The organism is Xanthomonas sp. WHRI 8932A, from assembly GCF_035012785.1.
GTDB lineage: Bacteria > Pseudomonadota > Gammaproteobacteria > Xanthomonadales > Xanthomonadaceae > Xanthomonas.
Genome location: NZ_JAYGQQ010000008.1, coordinates 242,640 through 259,761, shown reverse-complemented (window position 1 = coordinate 259,761; position 17,122 = coordinate 242,640). Strand labels below are relative to the sequence as shown.

The following is a 17,122-nucleotide window of genomic DNA, read 5'->3' as shown; positions in this document are numbered from 1 at the left end:
GCATGCGCGCACGTGCTGTTGCCCATTGTTTAAATCCCTTATAGGCCGTTTTCATGTCCGTTCATTCCTTCGCCCGTTGCTGCACGCTTGCCGTTGTCGGCATCACCCTGGTCGGCTGCGCCAGCACCCGTCCCATGCCATATAGCCAATTGCCTTCGTCCAGCTATCTACGCCCGCACGACGGCAGCCGCGGCGACCGCATGCCGTATGCGTATCACAGCGACGTGGAGTGGACGCACTACCGCGCAGCCATCGTCGAGCCGGTTGCCGTTTACCGCGGACCGGATGCGCAGTTCGACAACGTGCCAGAGCAGGACAAGCGCATATTGGCCGACGTCATGCAGCAGGAATTCGGCAACGCCATCGCGCGGCGCTGGCGCCCGACGACGACGGCCGATCGCGACACCTTGCGCGTCCGCATCACCCTGACCGGCGCCAAGCCCAGCAAGCGCGTACTGGGTACCATCATGAAGGTGGATCTGGGCGGCGGTTCGTACAACGCGGTGCAGGCCGCACGCGGTAAGGAGGGCGCGTTCTCAGGCTCGGTCAGCTATGCGGTGGAGATTTTCGATGCGCAAAGCGATCGCCTGCTCGCCGCGTATGTCGAAAAGCAATATCCCAGCGCAATGAACATCAAGGCCAGCCTGGGCGCGTATGACGCGGCGAAGGCCGGCATTCGCAAGGGCGCCGAGCAGTTGGTCGACGGCATCGAGTAGGTGCGAGACGAAGCCTACGCAGTTCCCTTCTCCCACCGGGAGAAGGTGCCCCGCAGGGGCGGATGAGGGTACGTGCGCCGCCTTGTACAGTTGAAGCAACACGCAGTTAGAGCAACACACAGCTGGAGCAACGCAAGCTGCAGTCGAAACATCTGGAGCGCTTCGCTGCGTACCCTCACCCCAACCCCTCTCCCGCAGGAGAGGGGCTCAAGCGCACGTCCCTTCTCCCATCGGGAGAAGGTGCCCCACAGGGGCGGATGAGGGTACGTGCGCAGCCTTGTGCAGTTGGAAGCAACACGCAGCTGGAGCAACACGCAGCTGGAGCAACGCAAGCTGCAGTCGAAACACCTGGAGCGCTTCGCTCCGTACCCTCACCCCAACCCCTCTCCCGCAGGAGAGGGGCTCAAGCGCACTTCCCTTCTCCCACCGGGAGAAGGTGCCCCGAAGGGGTGGATGAGGGTACGTGCGCAGCCTCGTGCAGTTGGATGCAACACGCAGTTAGAGCAACACGCAGTTGAAGCAATGCAAGCTGCAGCCGAAACACCTGGAGCGCTTCGCTGCGTACCCTCACCCCAACCCCTCTCCCGCAGGAGAGGGGCTCAAGCGCACTTCCCTTTTCCCACAGGGAGAAGGTGACCCGCAGGGGCGGATGAGGGTACGTGCGCAGCATCGTGCAGCTGGAGCAACACGCAGTTAGAGCAACACGCAGCTGGAGCAACGCAAACGCATGAAAAAGGCCGACGCTGTAAGGCAGCGCCGGCCTCTCTCGATACGTCTCAACGTCACTAACATCTCAACCTGCAGCGTACATCTGCGCTTCCAGCACGAGCGGCGTCACGCAATGCCGCCCTCAGCCGTCAGCGCGTGACGCGCTTGACTGCCTTCTTGCCGACGGCCTTGCGGGCGGCGGTGGTCTTGGCCACTGCGCGCGTTGCAGGCGTTTTGGTGACCTTGGCCGCCTTCTTCAATGCGGTCTTGGTCACGGCCTTCTTCAACGGGGCCTTTTTCACTGCGGCTTGCTTGGTTGCGGCCTGCTTGGCGAGCGGCGCTTTCTTGGCGATGCCTTTGGCGACCGACTTCTTCAGCGACGCCGATTTGGCTGCGGCCTTCTTCGCGGCCGTGCGCGCGCTCACCGTTGCCACGGCGGTCTTGCGTGCCGCGCTCTTTGCGGCGGTCTTGGCGCTCAGCGCCGCTGCTTCGGCCTTGGCGTTAGCCTTGGCGGTTTCCAGCTTCTGCTTGGTGTTGGCCTTGGTATCGGAGATCTTTTTCTTGGCCGCGGCGCTGGTGCTGCTCAACTTCTGCTTGGCGGCATCTTTGGTCGATGTCAGCTTTTGCTTGGCCGCATCTTTGGTGGAGAGCAGCTTCTGCTTGGCCGCATCCTTGGTCGCCGTCAGCTTGTCTTTCGCAGCGTCCTTGGTCGCGGTGAGCGAGCGCTTGGTTTTGGCCACGCTGCGCTTGACCGCACTCGCCGCCTCGCTAGCCTTGCTGACCACGTTCTTTTCGGCCTTGACCACCGCCTTGCGGGCCTTGGCGACGCGCGTCTTGACCTCCGCCACTGCCACCCCAGCCGCTTCCTGCACGTTGGTCACCGCCTCGCTGGTGGTGCTGGCGATGGTGTCGGTCAGCTCAGTTGCGGTGCTCTTGACGCTGTCGACGGCGTCGGACAGGGTTGCGGTTACACCATTGCCGTTGCTCATAGACCCTCCTTAAGGGCATCAGTTCGATAAATGCGGGCGATGCGCGATGGCATGCGTATGCTGAACAGGCATCGGAACAAGCGGACGCTACGCCCGGCTCGACGGGCTGTCAACGCAGTGGCGACAAGGCATGCGCGGCGCTTTCACCGGCAGTTAAATTGCTGGCTGGCACTCTCGTTCAGCTTGATTTACGTAGCCAGACACCTTATTCCCTTTCCACCGCGTAACCCGGAATCCGTTCCATGCGACCGCTTCCCACCTTGCTGACGCTTTCCCTGGCCGCCGCCTTCGGCGGTTTCGCCGCCACCGGTATCAACGCGTGGCTGGACAACCGCGCCGACGCCGCGCCGGCCGGCGCTACTAACTTCACCCTGCCGGCCGCTGCTGCGCTACCGGCCGCGGTTGCCGGGCAACCGGTGCCTTCGCTGGCACCGATGCTGCAGCAGGCGATGCCGGCGGTGGTCAGCGTCAACACCAAGCAGGTGGTGCGCGTGCGCAACCCCTTCTTCAACGACCCGATCCTGCGCCGGTTGTTCCCGCAGGTTCCGCAGGACCGCATCAACGAATCGCTGGGCTCCGGCGTCATCATCGATGCGCAAAAAGGGTATGTGCTGACCAACCATCACGTCATCGAAAATGCCGACGACGTGCAGGTGACGCTCGGCGACGGGCGCACAGTCAAGGCCGACTTCATCGGCTCCGATGCCGACACCGACATCGCGCTGATCCGCATCAAGGCCGACAACCTCACCGACATCAAACTGGCCGACAGCAATCAGCTGCGCGTGGGCGACTTTGTGGTGGCGATCGGCAACCCGTTCGGCTTCACCCAGACCGTCACCTCCGGCATCGTGTCGGCGGTGGGACGTAGCGGTATTCGCGGGCTCGGCTACCAGAACTTCATCCAGACCGATGCCTCGATCAATCCCGGTAATTCCGGCGGTGCGCTGGTCAACCTGCAAGGCCAGCTGGTCGGCATCAACACCGCCAGCTTCAATCCGCAGGGCAGCATGGCCGGCAATATCGGCCTGGGTCTGGCGATCCCCTCCAACCTCGCGCGCAACGTGGTCGAGCAACTGGTGACCAAGGGCGTGGTGGTGCGCGGCACGCTCGGACTGGAAACCCAGAATCTCACCCAACAGATGCTGCAGGGCCTGGGCGTGGATTCGCTGCGCGGTGCGCTGGTGACACGCGTGTTGCCAGGCGCTGCGGCGGCCGCAGCCGGCGTGCAGCCGGGCGACGTGGTCGTGGCTGCCAACGATCAACGCGTGGACAGCGCCGAGGCGCTGCACAACTACGAGGGCCTGCAGGCCGTTGGCAGTGCGGTGACGTTGGACATCCGTCGCGACGGCAAGCCGCTCAAGCTCAAGGCCACCTTGAAGGAGCAGGACCGCGCAGTCACCGGCGACATGCTGGACCCACGGTTGAGCGGCGCCACCTTTGTGGACCTGCCCGAGTCGCTGCGTCAGTCCGGCATTACCGGGGTCATGGTCAGCGAGGTCAAACGTGGCGGGCGCGCCGCAGCCAACGGCCTGGTTTCCGGCGATGTGATCGTGGCCAGCAGTGTGGGCGAGTTTGCGGACCTGGCCAGCTGGCGTGCCAATTTCCAGCGCAAACCGCAGCAACTGGTGGTGCGCATCCTGCGTGGCAACGCGCAGTACGACGCGCTCATGCGTTGACGCACTGTGCACTGCACGCGGCTCCCACTAACGCCTCCTACACCCCCCCGATGCTATTGCTACTGCACGACCGCACGTGAGTGGCGGCTGCCATCAATGACCGAAGGAGATATCGCATGAGCCCCACCAATACCGATCAGCTGAAGGAAAACCTGAGCGACGCCGGCACCCACCTGAAGTCGGCCGCCAGCGCCGCCGGTGAAGCCGTCAAGGGCGCCACCAGCGCTGCGGGCGACGAGCTCAAGCTCGGCCGTGCCAACGTCAAGGCCGAATTGTCCGACACCGCGCTGTCCGGCATGGCGGCTGCGGAATTTGGCGGCGCCGCTGCCAAGGAGCAGATGGACGTGCTGGTTGCCAAGGGCAACGACCTGCTCGACAGCGCCACCGACCTGATCCGCGAGCGTCCGCTGGCCGCATTCGGCGTTGCGTTTGCCGCTGGCTGGGTCATCGCCAAGCTTGCGCGTAGCAACGATAACTAAGTCGTGGTCGATCAGGCTTCTACAGCTGCCGGTTCCGGCGCGCCAGACGCGCGTCCGGAGACGCCGGGACTGGACGAAAGCGTACGCGCGGTCGGCGCTGCCGGCCGTGCAACGCTGGGCTCGGCCCATGAGACCAGTCGCGCCTTGCGCCGGCTGGTCTCGGCCGACCTAAAACTTGCACGCAGTGCATTCGGGCGTGGCTTGGCGTGGGCATGCGTGGCCGTCGTGTTCGGCGCGTCGTCGTGGCTGTTGCTGGCAGGCGCCATCATTGCCTTGCTGCAGCGCGCCGGGTTGTCGTGGTTTCAGGCGATGTTCTTTACTGCATTGGCCAGTCTTCTGGTCACCGGTATCGCGGCATGGCGGGTGTTCTTCTACTTCGATCACACCGGCATGAATGCAACGCGGCGTCAGTTGGTCAAGCTAGGCATCTTCGACGATTCCAGCGATGACGACACCGCCGCAGCGCCTGCCAGTGGAGGCAAGTCATGAAGTTCGGCACCTTGTGTCAGCGCGTGGAACGCGCCGAAGTTTTAGTGGAAGGGCGCGCGCAGGAGACGCGCACGCACTGGGGCGAACTGCGCCAGACCTGGCGTGCGGGCTGGTCGCCGGCACGCATCATGATGATCGGCTTCGGGCTGGGCTTTGTGACCGGCCGCAACGAGCCGCAGGCCGCGCTAGGCAGCATCGCCGGCAAGCTGGGCGGCATTCCCAAGATTCTGCAGATGGTCAGCACGATCTCTGCCTTGTTCACGGCCCACCGTGCCCAGGAAGCCTCCGAACAGGCCGAACGTGCCGCCGACAATGCCGAAGAAGTGGCGGCCGAACCGACCGTCACCGTGGTACAGGTGCCCCCCGAGCGCGCCGCCTGATTTTTGAGGTTGTCTGCGGCGCTCAGGCGCCGTCACTGCGCATGGCTGAGACCATCAGCCAGCCATCCTGGCACTGACACCGCACGCACAGGCCCTGTGCGCGCCGTTGACGCGTTGTGCCGATAATGGCCCATCGCTGGCAGCACGCCAGTCTGCAGCCAGGGCGCGCATGTCTATCTCCGTTGAATCTTTGGATGCTGCCATTCCGGCAGATCCGCTTCCGCCGCCTCCGGCACCGCGTCCGCGCGCACCGGCTTCGTTGGTGGTGCTGGCAACACTTGCCGTCGGTTACACCTTATGGGCGGCGCAGACGATCATCCTGCCGGTCATGCTGGCGGCATTCTTCGCACTGATCGGCAACCCCATCCTGCGCGGACTGCGCAAGCTGTATATCCCACGCTTTCTCGGTGCCTTGCTGGTGCTCTGCCTGGGCCTGGCCGGCACTGTCACGTTGGCGGCGCAATTAGCCGGCCCTGCCGCCGAATGGGTGCAACAGGCGCCGCGCCAGATGCGCCAGATCGCACGCGATGTACGCGATTTCACCAAGCCGGTGATGCAGGCCAACCAGGCGGCGGAAAACTTTGCACGCGCCGCTGGTGGTGAAGGCCAGCGCGGTGTGCAGATCGTGCGCACGCAGATGGACGACCCGTACAAGGCGCTGGTACGCACACCCAAGCTGGCCGCCTCGGTGCTGGCCGTGGTGCTGCTGACGTTCTTTTTCATGGTCTATGGCGAAAGCCTGCAACGGCACGCGATTGCGTTGTTGCCCAATCGACAGCAACAGCGCTTCACCACCGAGATCATGCTGGACATCGAGCGTGAGGTTTCGCGGTATGTGCTCACCATCAGCGTGATCAATACGCTGGTCGGGCTGGTTTTTGCAGGCATTTTGTACGTACTGCAGATTCCGCTGCCGGAGGCCCTGCTCTGGGGCACGGTCGTGGCGCTGCTGAATTTCGCGCCTTACGTCGGCCCGCTGATCGGCGTCATGCTGATGCTGTTGATGGGCTTTGTGGAATTCCGCACCCCCTTGTCGGCGATGCTGCCGGCGATCCTGTATCTGGCGCTGCATACCATCGAAGGCCAGGTGGTCACCCCGATCGTGCTGGGCCGGCGCATGGCGATCTCGCCGCTGATGCTGATCCTGGCGCTGATGCTGTTCGGCTGGCTGTGGGGCATGGTGGGCCTGCTGCTCGCGGTGCCGCTGCTGGTGTGCATCAAGATGGTGCTGAGCCGGGTGGAAGGGATGCAGCGCTGGGCACGGCTGCTTGAGTAGCCGGGAATCGGGAATCGGGAGTGGGGAATGGGTAGAGCGCAGCTCCTGCCCTTGCCATTCCCGATTCCCCAATCCCGACGCAAGACCGTAAAATCTTGCGATGAGCTTCCACATCAGCGCCATCACTCTCGACCTCGACGACACGTTGTGGCCCTTCGCACCGATCGGTGCACGCATCGACCAGGTGCTGTACGACTGGATGCGCGAGCACAGCCCGGTCACCGCCGAGCGGTTTCCGGTGGAGGCGATGCGCGAGCTGCGTGAGCGCAGCTTTGCCGACAACCCGCAGCTGCATCACGACCTCAGTGCGCTGCGTAGGTTGACGCTGGAAATGGCCTTGCGCGAGAGCGGCGGCGATCTGACGCTGGTGGAACCGGCCTACGAAGTGTTCTATGCCGCGCGCAACCAGGTGGAATGCTATCCGGATGCGCTGGACGCACTGGCACGCATCGCCGCGCATGTGCCGGTGGCCGCGCTTAGCAACGGCAATGCCGATCTGCAACGCATCGGGCTGATGCACCACTTCGCGTTTCAGCTGGGCTCGCGTGAACACGGCAGCGCCAAGCCGGAGGCCAGCATCTTTCTTGCTGCGTGCGCGCGTCTGGACGTGCCGCCCGCACAGGTGCTGCATGTAGGCGACCACGTGCGCATGGACGTGCTGGGCGCGCTGGATGCCGGCTTGCGTGCATGTTGGATCAATCGCGACGGCGCGGAGTGGTCGTATCCGACCCAGCAGCCGGACCTGGAGTTCGACAGCATGACCGGGCTGGCCGACTGGCTGGACGCGCAGCAACCGCACCCGGGCGCCGCGCGCGACGGCATCTGCATTCCCGCCTGAGTTCAACCCGACGGCGCACACCGCCATTGAAGGATGTCCATGTCGCACCTCACCGGTTTCACCGATCCCGCCGCCGCCGCGTTGCCGCTGTATGTGCTCGACCGCGAGGGCTTTGCGCGCTGGTGCGCCGAGCAGCCCACGCGAGTGTTGTCCTGGGCGCAGGCGCAGCGGTTCGATGCCGCACCGGGTAGCGTGTTGTTGTTGCCCGGCGAGCAAGGGCTGGCCGGCGCGATCGTGGGTGTCGGCGACCGCGCCGATGCGTATGCCTACGCGCACGCACCAATGGCGCTGCCGCCGGCCAGCCGCTGGACGCTGGCCAACAGCCTGAGCGATGCCGAACTGGCGTTGCTGCATCTGGGCTGGGGGCTGGGCGCCTATCGCTTTACGCGGTATCGCAAGGTGCCGCGTGCGCCGGCCGAGTTGGCGGCCACGCCTTCGGCGGCCACGCGCGCACTGATCGCGGCATGCCTGCAGGTGCGCGACTGGGTCAATACGCCGACCGAAGACATGGGCCCGCAGCAGCTGGAAGATGCCACGCGCGCAGTGGCGCAGGCGCATGGCGCGCAGGTCGAGGCGATCGTGGGCGATGCGTTGCTGGCGCAGAACTTCCCCACCATCCATGCGGTCGGCCGCGCCTCGCATCGCGCGCCGCGGCTGATCCAGCTGCAATGGGGCGATGCCGCGCATCCGCATCTGGTGCTGGTCGGCAAAGGCGTGTGCTTCGACACCGGTGGGCTGGATCTCAAGCCTGCCGATGGCATGCGCAACATGAAAAAGGACATGGGCGGCGCGGCGCATGCGCTGGCGCTGGCCGGGCTGGTCATGGCGCAGCAGTTGCCGGTGCGGCTGACGCTGTTGATCGCTGCGGTGGAAAACGCGGTCGGCCCGGATGCGTTCCGCCCGGGCGAGGTCATCACCACGCGCGCCGGGGTCACGGTGGAAGTGGACAACACCGACGCCGAAGGCCGCCTGGTGCTGTGCGATGCGCTCAGTTACGCCACCGAACAACGCCCGGACCTGATCCTGGATTTCGCCACCCTCACCGGTGCCGCGCGCATCGCGCTGGGCCCGGATCTGCCGGCCTTGTTCGCCAACAACGATGCACTGGCACAGGCCTGGATCAGCGCCGGCGAGCAGACCCGCGACCCGGTCTGGCGCATGCCGCTGTGGCGCCCCTACCTGCGCTATCTCAACAGCCACGTGGCCGACATGGCCAACGCCGGCTCGCGCATGGCCGGCGCGGTCACCGCCGCGCTGTATCTGGAGCGCTTCGTGGCGCCGGGGCAGCAGTGGGCGCACCTGGACGTCTACGCCTGGAACGACAGCGACCGCCCCGGTCGCCCCGCCGGTGGCGAAGCACTGGCGCTGCGCTCGGCGTTTGCGATGCTGCAGGGGCGTTACGGCGGCTAGGAGCCGTCGATAGAGCATCGCGCTTACCGCCAGGCGGGCGTGTCGGAAGTCGGAAGTCGGAAGTCGGAAGTCGGAAGTCGGAAGCGATGTAGCGCGCTACCTGCGGTTGCTGCACGCTCGACTGCGCGGCGCCGGCTATGGACCGCTCCAGCACCAAGCGCGGCGCATAACCGTTGCTCGGCTGGCAGCGACACCGCCATGCAGTGCAGGCACCGCTGCTGCGCATGGGCGATTAGAGGTCGGGTGCCTCCCCGGTGCGGCAACGAGATATCACGCGCCGGAGGCAGCCCATTGCGGATGATGTTGTGCAGACGTGCTCGGCCGCAGCGATGAGGCTTGGCCATGCGACCGTCGACACGCCGTCCATCGCATCACATCGGAGCCAGCCATGACGTTGCCACCTCCCTCGCCCCAACGCGCGCGCAGCCCCGTGCTGCCGTTACTGGGCATTGCCGCGATTGCCGGTGGCGTCGCCATCGCGTTTGCCTGGACCGCCGGCTGGATCGGTGGCGACCGGCTCACCGCTGCGCGCATGACCGACACCATCGAATCCAGCGGGCCGCCGCATCCGGGCTTTCGCCGCGCGCATAGCAAGGGCGTGTGCGTGAGCGGGCAGTTCCAGTCCAGCGGCAAGGCGACCTGGGTGTCGTCGGCGCGCATCTTCAGCCAGGCCAGCACGCCGGTGTTGGGGCGCATGTCGATCGGCGGTGGCGACCCGCACGGTGCCGATGGTGCGGCGCGCGTGCGCAGCATGGCGCTGTTGTTGCGCAGCGACGACGGGCAGGAATGGCGCACCGCGATGAACAGCTTTCCGTTCTTCGTGGTGGCCACGCCTGCCGGCTTCCAGGCCTTGAATGTGGCCTCCAAGCCGGACCCGGCCACCGGCAAACCGGACCCGGAGAAACTGGCTGCCTTCGGCAAGCAGTATCCGGAGGCCGCCAAGTTTCAGCAGTGGGCCAAGACCGCGCCGTGGTCGGACAGCTGGGCCAATACCCAATACAACGGCGTCAACGCATTCCGCGCGATCGCCAGCGATGGTCGCGAGCGCTATATCCGTTGGTCGATGCGGCCGCATACGCCGTTCAAGGAATTGAGCGCCGAACAGCGCAAACAGGCCGATGGCGATTTTTTGGCCACCGACCTGGACGCGCGCCTGGCGCAGGGCTCACTGCGCTGGGATCTGGTGCTGACCGTGGCCGAGCCGGGCGACCCGGTGGATGACCCCTCGCAGCCCTGGCCGGCCAGTCGCAAACAGATCGTGGCCGGCACCCTGTCACTGGAGCATGCGCAGCCGCAAGCCACCGGCCCCTGCCGCGACCTGAATTACGACCCGTTGATTCTGCCCAAGGGCCTTGCCGCCTCCAACGACCCGATTCTGGCGGCACGCTCGTCGGTGTATTCGCAGTCGTTCAACCGCCGCGAGCATGAGATCGCCAACGGCAAGGGCAACGACGCTACCGGCCAGGGAGCCCACCAATGAGCCGCCACACACACTTCAATTTGCCCGCACGCGTGCTGCACTGGCTGATGGCCGCGATGATCCTGACCATGCTGTTTGTCGGCGTGGGCATGGTGGCCTCGGTGACGCAGCGGCCGTGGTTGATCGACCTGCATCGCCCGCTGGGCATTGCGATCCTGATCCTGGCGGTGCTGCGCTTGATCAACCGCCTGCGCCACCGGCCGCCGGCCTTGCCCGCGGATTTTCCTACCTGGCAGAAGGCCGCCGCGATCGCCTCGCATTGGCTGTTGTATGCGTTGATGCTGGGCATGCCGCTGATCGGCTGGGCGATGCTCTCGGCCGGCGGGTATCCGATCGTGCTGTGGCCCGGCGCGAACTTGCCGGCGATCGTCCCGCACGACCCAGCGCTGTACGCGTGGCTACGCAGTGCGCATGGATGGTTGGCGTATCTGTTGTTCGCCACCGTCGTTGGTCATCTGAGCGCAGCGCTGTTCCATGCATGGGTACGCCGCGATGGCGTGTTTTCCAGCATGGCGCGCGGGGAGCGCTCTGCGCGTTGATGGGTTTGGTTGGGTGTTGGCAGACGTCTTGCACGGAGTGATTTGACTGCGCGGACGTACCCTCACCCCAATCCCTCTCCCGCCGGGAGAGGGGCTTGATCTCCCTTCTCCCGCCGAAAGAGGCTGCCCCGCAGGGGCGCATGAAGGTACGGACGAAGCTTCTGGTCCCCGCCATTTGCAGTGATTTTGCCCCTACCCTCACTCCTCTCCCGCAGGAAGAGGAGTGAGTGCTTAACGCTGGCGTTTTGTTTTGGCCGCTGGCTCTGAGGCTTGGATGCCCTTGCCGGTCGCGGCCCAATAGATGCCGCCGTACAGATGCTCCAGATAGCGTGAGTCGTTGTAGGCCTCGGCCAGATGGCCCAAGGCGGTGGCGAAGACGCGGCCGCCTTCGAAGTGGTGATACCACGCCACCGGGTGCTGTTTGCCCATGCCCTTGGCGACCTGGCCCGGCCAGATCAGCGTGGGGTCGTAGCTGGTTTCATCCACCGTGAGTAGCGTGACCAGATCGTCGCTGTAGGGCGGGTCGTATTCGTACCACTCATCGCTCCACACCCAGCGCTTGGGCAGGCCGGCGGTGGCGGGGAAGTTGGCGTCCACCACATCGACCATCGCGGTTTGCATGTACGGGTGGGTGCGGAACGAGCGGCCAATCAGATGGTCGTACCACTCCCACTCGCCGCGCTTGATCGCAAACGCCTTGTGCACCGCGACCACGCCACCACCATTGCGCACGTATTTTTGGAAGTTGGCGCGCTGGGCCGGATCCAGATCGGTGGCCGGGGTATTGAGCAGCACGATGGCGGCGTATTGCGAGAGATCGCCATCGAAGGCCTTGGCATTCCACGCCCACACCAGCTCGACATACTGCTTGCGTGCCATCGCTTCGAACTGCGGCTTGGCCACCGGGATGTAATCGTGGTGATACTGGTTGGGAATGGCCGCCACCAGAATCTTGAATTGCTCGGCCGATGCATTGAATGCGCAGATCAGCAGCAAGCCCAACAGCCACACAGATTTCATGCAGTTACTCGCGATGATGACGATCGCTGCGCAGTGTACCTGCGCGGCGACCGCATGCCTTCGCACGCATTTGGAATAGCTGTTGATCTCTCCGCAGCGCATGACCGATGCACGCCGTTGCGTATCGAAGCGATTGCAAAGCACGCACGACGTGCAACGTCACAGTGCGCTTGCTTACAAGATGCAGCACGCGTGCGTACGCTATGCATGGCTGCAGTAAAACCACCAACCGTTCGCATGAGCTCTGACGATTGATGCCCTGGCCGCGCCCGCTTTGCGATCAGCAGCGTTCGATTGGCGCACGCTGAAACGCGTCAGTAGCGATCATACACCGCACCGCCTGCAGGCACTTAGGGCGGCTAACAAAACGTAGCGAGCAGTCGTCAGGTGGGTGTGGACGGCGCGGAGGAACCGGAGTGTACGGGTGGTACATGAGGATTCCGAGCACCGGCCGCGCCCGCCTGGCGGCTGCACAGTAGTTTTGTTAGCTGCTCTTACAACCAGCCTTTCTGCCGCGCCAGTCGATACGCTTCGATGCGATTGGCCACGCCCAACTTGCCGATGCATTCGGACAGGTAATTGCGCACGGTGCCGTGCGAGAGCTGCAACTGTTGCGCGATCTCGCTGGCCGAGCGGCCTTCGCCGGCCAGCCGCAGCACCGTGCGTTCGCGTTCGCTCAACGGGTCGGCTTCCACCCAGGCATCCATCGCCAGTTGCGGGTCGATCACCCGGCCGCCGCGATGCACCTGACGCAGCGCGCTGACCAATTGTTCGGCCGGCGCATCCTTGAGCAGATACCCCGCCACGCCGGCATCCAGCGCGCGCCGCAAGAAGCCCGGGCGCGCAAACGTGGTGACGATCATTACCCGCACCGGCAGCGCCTGGCGCTGGATGCGTTGCGCCAGTTCCAGGCCGCTCAACCCGGGCATCTCGATATCGGTGACCAGCACATCCGGCTGCAGCCGCTGCAGCTCGCGCCAGGCGGCTTCGCCATCGCCGGCGCTGCCCACCACCTCGATGTCTTCTTCCAGTCCCAGCAGGGCCACCAAGGCGCCGCGCAGCAGTGCCTGGTCTTCGGCCAACAACACCCGGATCATCGCTCGCGCTCGCATCTGTGCAACGGCTGGGCACCATAGCAGTGCTGACGCACCGCGTGCCACGGCAGCGCTGTGGCAACCAGGGGTGCGCTCAGCGCGATTGCGGCATCAGCGGCACCGGCAATGGCGGACTCGCCGGCTCCAGAACGGGCTGCGGCAACGGCATGCTGGCGCGCAAGCGCATGCCGCGCGGAAACGCCTCCACCTCCAACGTACCGCCCAGGCTCTGCACGCGTGCGCGCATGCCGTCCAGGCCGTTGCCCGGCACGATCACCCCGCCGCGGCCGTCGTCGGTGATTTCCAGCAGCGCCTGTTGCTCGTGTGCCCGCAGGCTCACCCGCACCCGCCGTGCCTGCGCGTGACGTTGCACGTTGGTGGCCGCCTCGCGCACCACCAGCGCCAACGCGGTTTCGTGTTCGGGCGGCAGCGGCAGCGCCTCCAACGTGTGCTCCAGCGCGATACCGTCCATGTCCAGCAACACCTTGGCCGATGCCAGCTCGGCCACCAGCCCGGCGGCGCGGATGCCGGTGACCGCGCGCCGCACCTGCGCCAGTGCGTCGCGCGAGATCTGCGCCACCGCATCGATCTCGCTCCGTGCGGCCTGCGGGTCGCGCTCGATCAGGCGTGCGGCCAGATCGGATTTGAGCGCCACCAGCGACAAGGTATGGCCCAGCAAGTCGTGCAGATCGCGGCCGATGCGTTCGCGTTCGGCGGTGGCGGCCAGGCGGCGGACTTCGTCTTGCGATAACCGCAACAGCGCGTCCTTGCGTTCGTTGATGCTGTACACCGCGCCGACCGCCGCCATGCCCAGCACCGACACCGGCAACCACACCAGCGACTGCCAGCCCAGCCCGAGCCAACGCGCCCAGCCCAGGTACAGCGCGTTCATCAGCAACAGCATGGCGAAGTGCCGCCACAGCGCGTACCGCGTGGACGGGCGCAGACTCAGGCAGGCAAATACGAAGTAGCTGATACCCGAGGCGTATATCGGCAGCAGCGCGGCACTGAGCACGCCCATCGCCCAGGCATAGCGGTACAGGGTGCCGCGCGGTGCCAGCAACATGCGTGCGTACAACAACAGGAAGACCGGATACGACAACAGCGTGCACAGCCACCACGTGCTGTCGTACCCGCGCGAAGAAAACACCGGCACCACAAACACCCAGGCCGACCACAGCAGATGCACGGCATCCATCCATGGCGATTGGCCCTGCGCCAAGCGCGCGGCCACTTGCGAATTGGCGGCCGGACGAAGCCAGGCCGGGAGACTCAGGTGCATCGGGATGGATCCGTAGTTGTGAGCGGATTCTGCCACTGCCGGGTTCGCCTGGGCGCGCCACGTGGCAGGTCGCGGCGGACGAGCGGTCTCATGCATGCGGGTCACCGCCGCTGGTGGATGGCGTGCAATGTGGTGCGGCAGCAGGGACGTCGACGTCGGACTGGCGGAGACAGTGCATGGGGATTTCGGCACTCGGGCGGTGGCGCAAGCGTGGTCGCTTGCAGCCGACGCGCACAGTCGCGCCTGTCATGGCGTGCAGGTGACACCTGTCACTGGTCGATACGGCGGCCTTGGTCGCATGCTGCGCAGCACCTTGCAGTTGCGCCGGACCGGCTTACCGTTGGTCGCCTCGCTGCAGTTGGTGACTTCCGGCAGCTTGCGGCGCGCCCTGCAGGCAGTCACATTCTGCGCAGCCTTCTGTCCTGGTTATCGATGAACACATCCGCCGATCTGCTCAAGCAACTCCGCATCGACCGCCAGCGTCCTGCCACGCCGCCGCCGGTGCGCCGCACCGGCTGGATCATCGCCGCCATCGTCATTGTCATCGTGCTGGCTGCGGCCGCGTGGTGGTTCACCCGCACACCGGTGATCAAGGTGCAGACCGCGCCGGTGGTGGCGATCAGCGCCGGCAGTAGCAGCGCCTCGGTGCTGGACGCCTCGGGCTATGTGGTGGCGCGGCGTATGGCTACGGTGTCGGCGCAGGTCACCGGCAAGGTGCGCGAAGTGATGATCGAAGAAGGCATGCGCGTCGAACAGGGCCAGGTGATGGCCACGCTGGACCCGTTGGATGCCGATGCGCAGCGCACACTGTCTGCATCGCAGGTGTCGGCCGCGCGCAGCCAGGTCGACAACATACAGGCGCAACTGGCCGTGGCAAACACCGATGCCACGCGCCTGCAATCGCTGGTAGGTGCACAACTGGTATCGCGCTCGCAGTACGAACAAGCCACCGCGCAACGCGACGCATTGCGCGCGCAGTTGCAGAACGCACAGCGCAACGTGCAGGTGGCCTCCGATCAACTGGCCATTGCCGGCATCCGCTCGGACTTCAACGTGGTGCGCGCACCGTTTGCCGGTGTGGTCACTGCCAAGGCGGCGCAGCCAGGCGAAATCGTCTCGCCACTGTCTGCCGGTGGTGGCTTCACCCGTACCGGCATCGGCACCATCGTCGATATGGAATCGCTGGAAATCGAAGTGGAAGTCGGTGAGTCCTACATCGGCCGGGTGCAGCCGCAGATGCCGGTCGAAGCGGTACTTAACGCCTACCCGGAATGGAAGATTCCCGGCGAAGTGATCGCCATCATCCCCACCGCCGACCGCGGCAAGGCGACGGTGAAGGTGCGGGTGGCGCTCAAGGTCAAGGACCCACGCATCGTGCCGGAAATGGGCGTGCGGGTGAGTTTTCTGGAGCAGGCCAAGCCGCAGGAAGCCGCCAAGCCGCAAGGCGTGCGCGTGCCGGCAGCGGCGTTGGTGGAACGCGACACGCGCACCGTGGCCTTCGTGGTCGGCGAGCGCAATGCGGTCAGCGAGCGCGCCGTCACCACCGGCATGACGATGGGCGAGGATCGCCAGGTGGTCTCGGGGTTGAGTGCCGGCGACAGCGTAGTGATGAACCCGCCAGCGACCTTGAAGGATGGCGACACCGTGGCCGAAGCAGATGCCGACGCTGCGCAGTAACGGCTGGCCCGGCACGCACAACGCGGGTCTGCGGTATCGCTTGCGGCGCGCGGCATCGGTGTTGCCATCATCACGTTGCATCGGGATGGGCTTGTTGCACTGAAACATCGTCGTTAGAGCGGAAGGCGATCCAGTCCATCCGCTTACAGCAGGTGTTAGGTGCTGTTTGAGGGGGCCTCGAACGGCATCAAACACGGGGATTCGCGCGAGTGCGGCACACGGCGATCCGGCTGGCTCGCCTCGCGCATACCGCACAGCACCACGCTGCTGATGGATCGCTTCACCGCCGTCGTGCCTCGCATCGTCGCTCACGCAATCGCAGTTGTTGTGCCGCATCGCTTCCTTATCCCATTGCATCATCAGGAGTCGCCATGACCGCTCTCGTCAGCTTGCGCAACATCACCAAGACCTACCAACGCGGCCCGGAGCAGGTGCAGGTGCTGCACGGCATCGATCTGGAAATTGCCGCAGGCGATTTCGTCGCGTTGATGGGCCCGTCCGGCTCGGGCAAGACCACCTTGCTCAATCTGATCGGCGGGCTGGACAGCCCCAGCGGTGGCGAGATCGAAATCGAGGGCGAGCGCATCGACCGTATGAGCGGCGGGCAGCTCGCTACCTGGCGCAGCCACCACGTCGGCTTCGTGTTTCAGTTCTACAACCTGATGCCGATGCTCACTGCGCAGAAGAATGTGGAATTACCGCTGCTGCTGACCTCGCTCAACGCCGCGCAGCGCAAGCGTAATGCGGAGATCGCCTTGACCCTGGTGGGCCTGCAGGAGCGACGCAGCCACAAGCCCAGCGAATTGTCCGGCGGCCAGCAGCAGCGCGTGGCGATTGCGCGCGCCATCGTGTCCGACCCCACGTTTCTGATCTGCGACGAACCCACCGGCGATCTTGACCGCCACAACGCCGAAGAAATCCTGCGCCTGCTGCAGGAACTCAATCGCGAACACGGCAAGACCATCGTGATGGTCACCCACGACCCCAAGGCCGCCGAGTACGCCACGCACACCATCCATCTGGACAAGGGCGAGCTGGCCGACGCGCCACTCGCGCTCTAAAGGAG

16 protein-coding genes and 1 other RNA gene are annotated in these 17,122 nt (G+C 65.3%); 12 read left to right on the top strand and 5 right to left on the bottom strand.

The window, feature by feature from the left end:
- Positions 1-53: 53 nt before the first annotated feature.
- Positions 54-716, top strand: coding sequence for a DUF3313 domain-containing protein (locus VC212_RS14940; protein ID WP_323526226.1), 663 nt, complete (start codon positions 54-56; stop codon positions 714-716).
- 857 nt (positions 717-1,573) lie between these two features.
- Here the strand turns inward: VC212_RS14940 and VC212_RS14935 are convergent.
- A complete protein-coding gene (locus tag VC212_RS14935) occupies positions 1,574-2,413 on the bottom strand; it encodes a histidine biosynthesis protein HisIE (RefSeq protein ID WP_323526225.1) in 840 nt (279 codons plus the stop codon).
- Positions 2,414-2,655: 242 nt separating this feature from the next.
- Here VC212_RS14935 and VC212_RS14930 point away from each other — a divergent pair, with 242 nt between their 5' ends.
- The 9 genes from VC212_RS14930 (at position 2,656) to VC212_RS14890 (ending at position 10,983) form a co-directional block, all read left to right on the top strand.
- Complete coding sequence (locus VC212_RS14930) at positions 2,656-4,092, top strand: Do family serine endopeptidase (protein ID WP_055847292.1); 1,437 nt, start codon at positions 2,656-2,658, stop codon at positions 4,090-4,092.
- Between the two features lie 116 nt (positions 4,093-4,208).
- Positions 4,209-4,571: a hypothetical protein gene (locus VC212_RS14925; RefSeq protein WP_055847289.1), complete on the top strand. Its 363-nt coding sequence runs from the start codon at positions 4,209-4,211 to the stop codon at positions 4,569-4,571.
- A 3-nt stretch (positions 4,572-4,574) separates the two neighbouring features.
- Positions 4,575-5,060: a phage holin family protein gene (locus tag VC212_RS14920; protein ID WP_311239107.1), complete on the top strand. Its 486-nt coding sequence runs from the start codon at positions 4,575-4,577 to the stop codon at positions 5,058-5,060.
- The gene (locus VC212_RS14915) at positions 5,057-5,440 is read left to right on the top strand and encodes a hypothetical protein (protein ID WP_055847283.1); all 384 of its coding nucleotides are present in this window, start codon (positions 5,057-5,059) and stop codon (positions 5,438-5,440) included. Before VC212_RS14920 ends, VC212_RS14915 begins: the two co-directional genes overlap by 4 nt.
- A 169-nt stretch (positions 5,441-5,609) precedes the next feature.
- Positions 5,610-6,716: an AI-2E family transporter gene (locus VC212_RS14910; RefSeq protein ID WP_055847280.1), complete on the top strand. Its 1,107-nt coding sequence runs from the start codon at positions 5,610-5,612 to the stop codon at positions 6,714-6,716.
- A 100-nt stretch (positions 6,717-6,816) separates the two neighbouring features.
- Positions 6,817-7,554, top strand: a complete 738-nt coding sequence (locus tag VC212_RS14905; RefSeq protein ID WP_323526224.1) for an HAD-IA family hydrolase — start codon at positions 6,817-6,819, stop codon at positions 7,552-7,554.
- Between the two features lie 39 nt (positions 7,555-7,593).
- Positions 7,594-8,964: a leucyl aminopeptidase family protein gene (locus VC212_RS14900; protein ID WP_323518061.1), complete on the top strand. Its 1,371-nt coding sequence runs from the start codon at positions 7,594-7,596 to the stop codon at positions 8,962-8,964.
- A 388-nt stretch (positions 8,965-9,352) separates the two neighbouring features.
- Positions 9,353-10,444 (top strand): catalase family peroxidase, encoded by a 1,092-nt coding sequence (locus VC212_RS14895; protein ID WP_323526223.1) that lies wholly within the window; start codon positions 9,353-9,355, stop codon positions 10,442-10,444.
- Positions 10,441-10,983 (top strand): cytochrome b, encoded by a 543-nt coding sequence (locus VC212_RS14890; RefSeq protein ID WP_323526222.1) that lies wholly within the window; start codon positions 10,441-10,443, stop codon positions 10,981-10,983. The genes VC212_RS14895 and VC212_RS14890 overlap by 4 nt, the downstream gene beginning before the upstream one ends.
- 231 nt (positions 10,984-11,214) lie before the next feature.
- Here the strand turns inward: VC212_RS14890 and VC212_RS14885 are convergent, their stop codons facing one another.
- From VC212_RS14885 to VC212_RS14870, 4 genes are all read right to left on the bottom strand, one after another.
- On the bottom strand, positions 11,215-12,003 hold the full coding sequence (locus tag VC212_RS14885) for a ThuA domain-containing protein (RefSeq protein WP_323526221.1): 789 nt from the start codon (positions 12,001-12,003) through the stop codon (positions 11,215-11,217).
- A gap of 357 nt (positions 12,004-12,360) precedes the next feature.
- Positions 12,361-12,436: non-coding RNA, sX9 sRNA (locus VC212_RS14880), on the bottom strand.
- Between the two features lie 61 nt (positions 12,437-12,497).
- The gene (locus VC212_RS14875; RefSeq protein WP_323526220.1) at positions 12,498-13,100 is read right to left on the bottom strand and encodes a response regulator transcription factor; all 603 of its coding nucleotides are present in this window, start codon (positions 13,098-13,100) and stop codon (positions 12,498-12,500) included.
- 91 nt (positions 13,101-13,191) lie between these two features.
- Complete coding sequence (locus VC212_RS14870) at positions 13,192-14,379, bottom strand: sensor histidine kinase (protein ID WP_323526219.1); 1,188 nt, start codon at positions 14,377-14,379, stop codon at positions 13,192-13,194.
- Positions 14,380-14,811: 432 nt separating this feature from the next.
- On the opposite strand from VC212_RS14870, the gene VC212_RS14865 reads away from it, so the two are divergent.
- Positions 14,812-16,056 (top strand): efflux RND transporter periplasmic adaptor subunit, encoded by a 1,245-nt coding sequence (locus VC212_RS14865; protein ID WP_161964750.1) that lies wholly within the window; start codon positions 14,812-14,814, stop codon positions 16,054-16,056.
- 371 nt (positions 16,057-16,427) lie between these two features.
- The gene (locus VC212_RS14860; protein WP_055847251.1) at positions 16,428-17,117 is read left to right on the top strand and encodes an ABC transporter ATP-binding protein; all 690 of its coding nucleotides are present in this window, start codon (positions 16,428-16,430) and stop codon (positions 17,115-17,117) included.
- Positions 17,118-17,122 lie beyond the last annotated feature (5 nt).

Excerpts from the sequence above, each read along its gene's own strand:
- VC212_RS14940 (WP_323526226.1), top strand. The coding sequence starts at position 54 with ATGTCCGTTCATTCCTTCGCCCGTTGCTGCACGCTTGCCGTTGTCGGC.
- VC212_RS14935 (WP_323526225.1), bottom strand. The coding sequence starts at position 2,413 with ATGAGCAACGGCAATGGTGTAACCGCAACCCTGTCCGACGCCGTCGAC.
- VC212_RS14930 (WP_055847292.1), top strand. The coding sequence starts at position 2,656 with ATGCGACCGCTTCCCACCTTGCTGACGCTTTCCCTGGCCGCCGCCTTC.
- VC212_RS14925 (WP_055847289.1), top strand. The coding sequence starts at position 4,209 with ATGAGCCCCACCAATACCGATCAGCTGAAGGAAAACCTGAGCGACGCC.
- VC212_RS14915 (WP_055847283.1), top strand. The coding sequence starts at position 5,057 with ATGAAGTTCGGCACCTTGTGTCAGCGCGTGGAACGCGCCGAAGTTTTA.
- VC212_RS14910 (WP_055847280.1), top strand. The coding sequence starts at position 5,610 with ATGTCTATCTCCGTTGAATCTTTGGATGCTGCCATTCCGGCAGATCCG.
- VC212_RS14905 (WP_323526224.1), top strand. The coding sequence starts at position 6,817 with ATGAGCTTCCACATCAGCGCCATCACTCTCGACCTCGACGACACGTTG.
- VC212_RS14900 (WP_323518061.1), top strand. The coding sequence starts at position 7,594 with ATGTCGCACCTCACCGGTTTCACCGATCCCGCCGCCGCCGCGTTGCCG.
- VC212_RS14895 (WP_323526223.1), top strand. The coding sequence starts at position 9,353 with ATGACGTTGCCACCTCCCTCGCCCCAACGCGCGCGCAGCCCCGTGCTG.
- VC212_RS14890 (WP_323526222.1), top strand. The coding sequence starts at position 10,441 with ATGAGCCGCCACACACACTTCAATTTGCCCGCACGCGTGCTGCACTGG.
- VC212_RS14885 (WP_323526221.1), bottom strand. The coding sequence starts at position 12,003 with ATGAAATCTGTGTGGCTGTTGGGCTTGCTGCTGATCTGCGCATTCAAT.
- VC212_RS14875 (WP_323526220.1), bottom strand. The coding sequence starts at position 13,100 with ATGATCCGGGTGTTGTTGGCCGAAGACCAGGCACTGCTGCGCGGCGCC.
- VC212_RS14870 (WP_323526219.1), bottom strand. The coding sequence starts at position 14,379 with ATGCACCTGAGTCTCCCGGCCTGGCTTCGTCCGGCCGCCAATTCGCAA.
- VC212_RS14865 (WP_161964750.1), top strand. The coding sequence starts at position 14,812 with ATGAACACATCCGCCGATCTGCTCAAGCAACTCCGCATCGACCGCCAG.
- VC212_RS14860 (WP_055847251.1), top strand. The coding sequence starts at position 16,428 with ATGACCGCTCTCGTCAGCTTGCGCAACATCACCAAGACCTACCAACGC.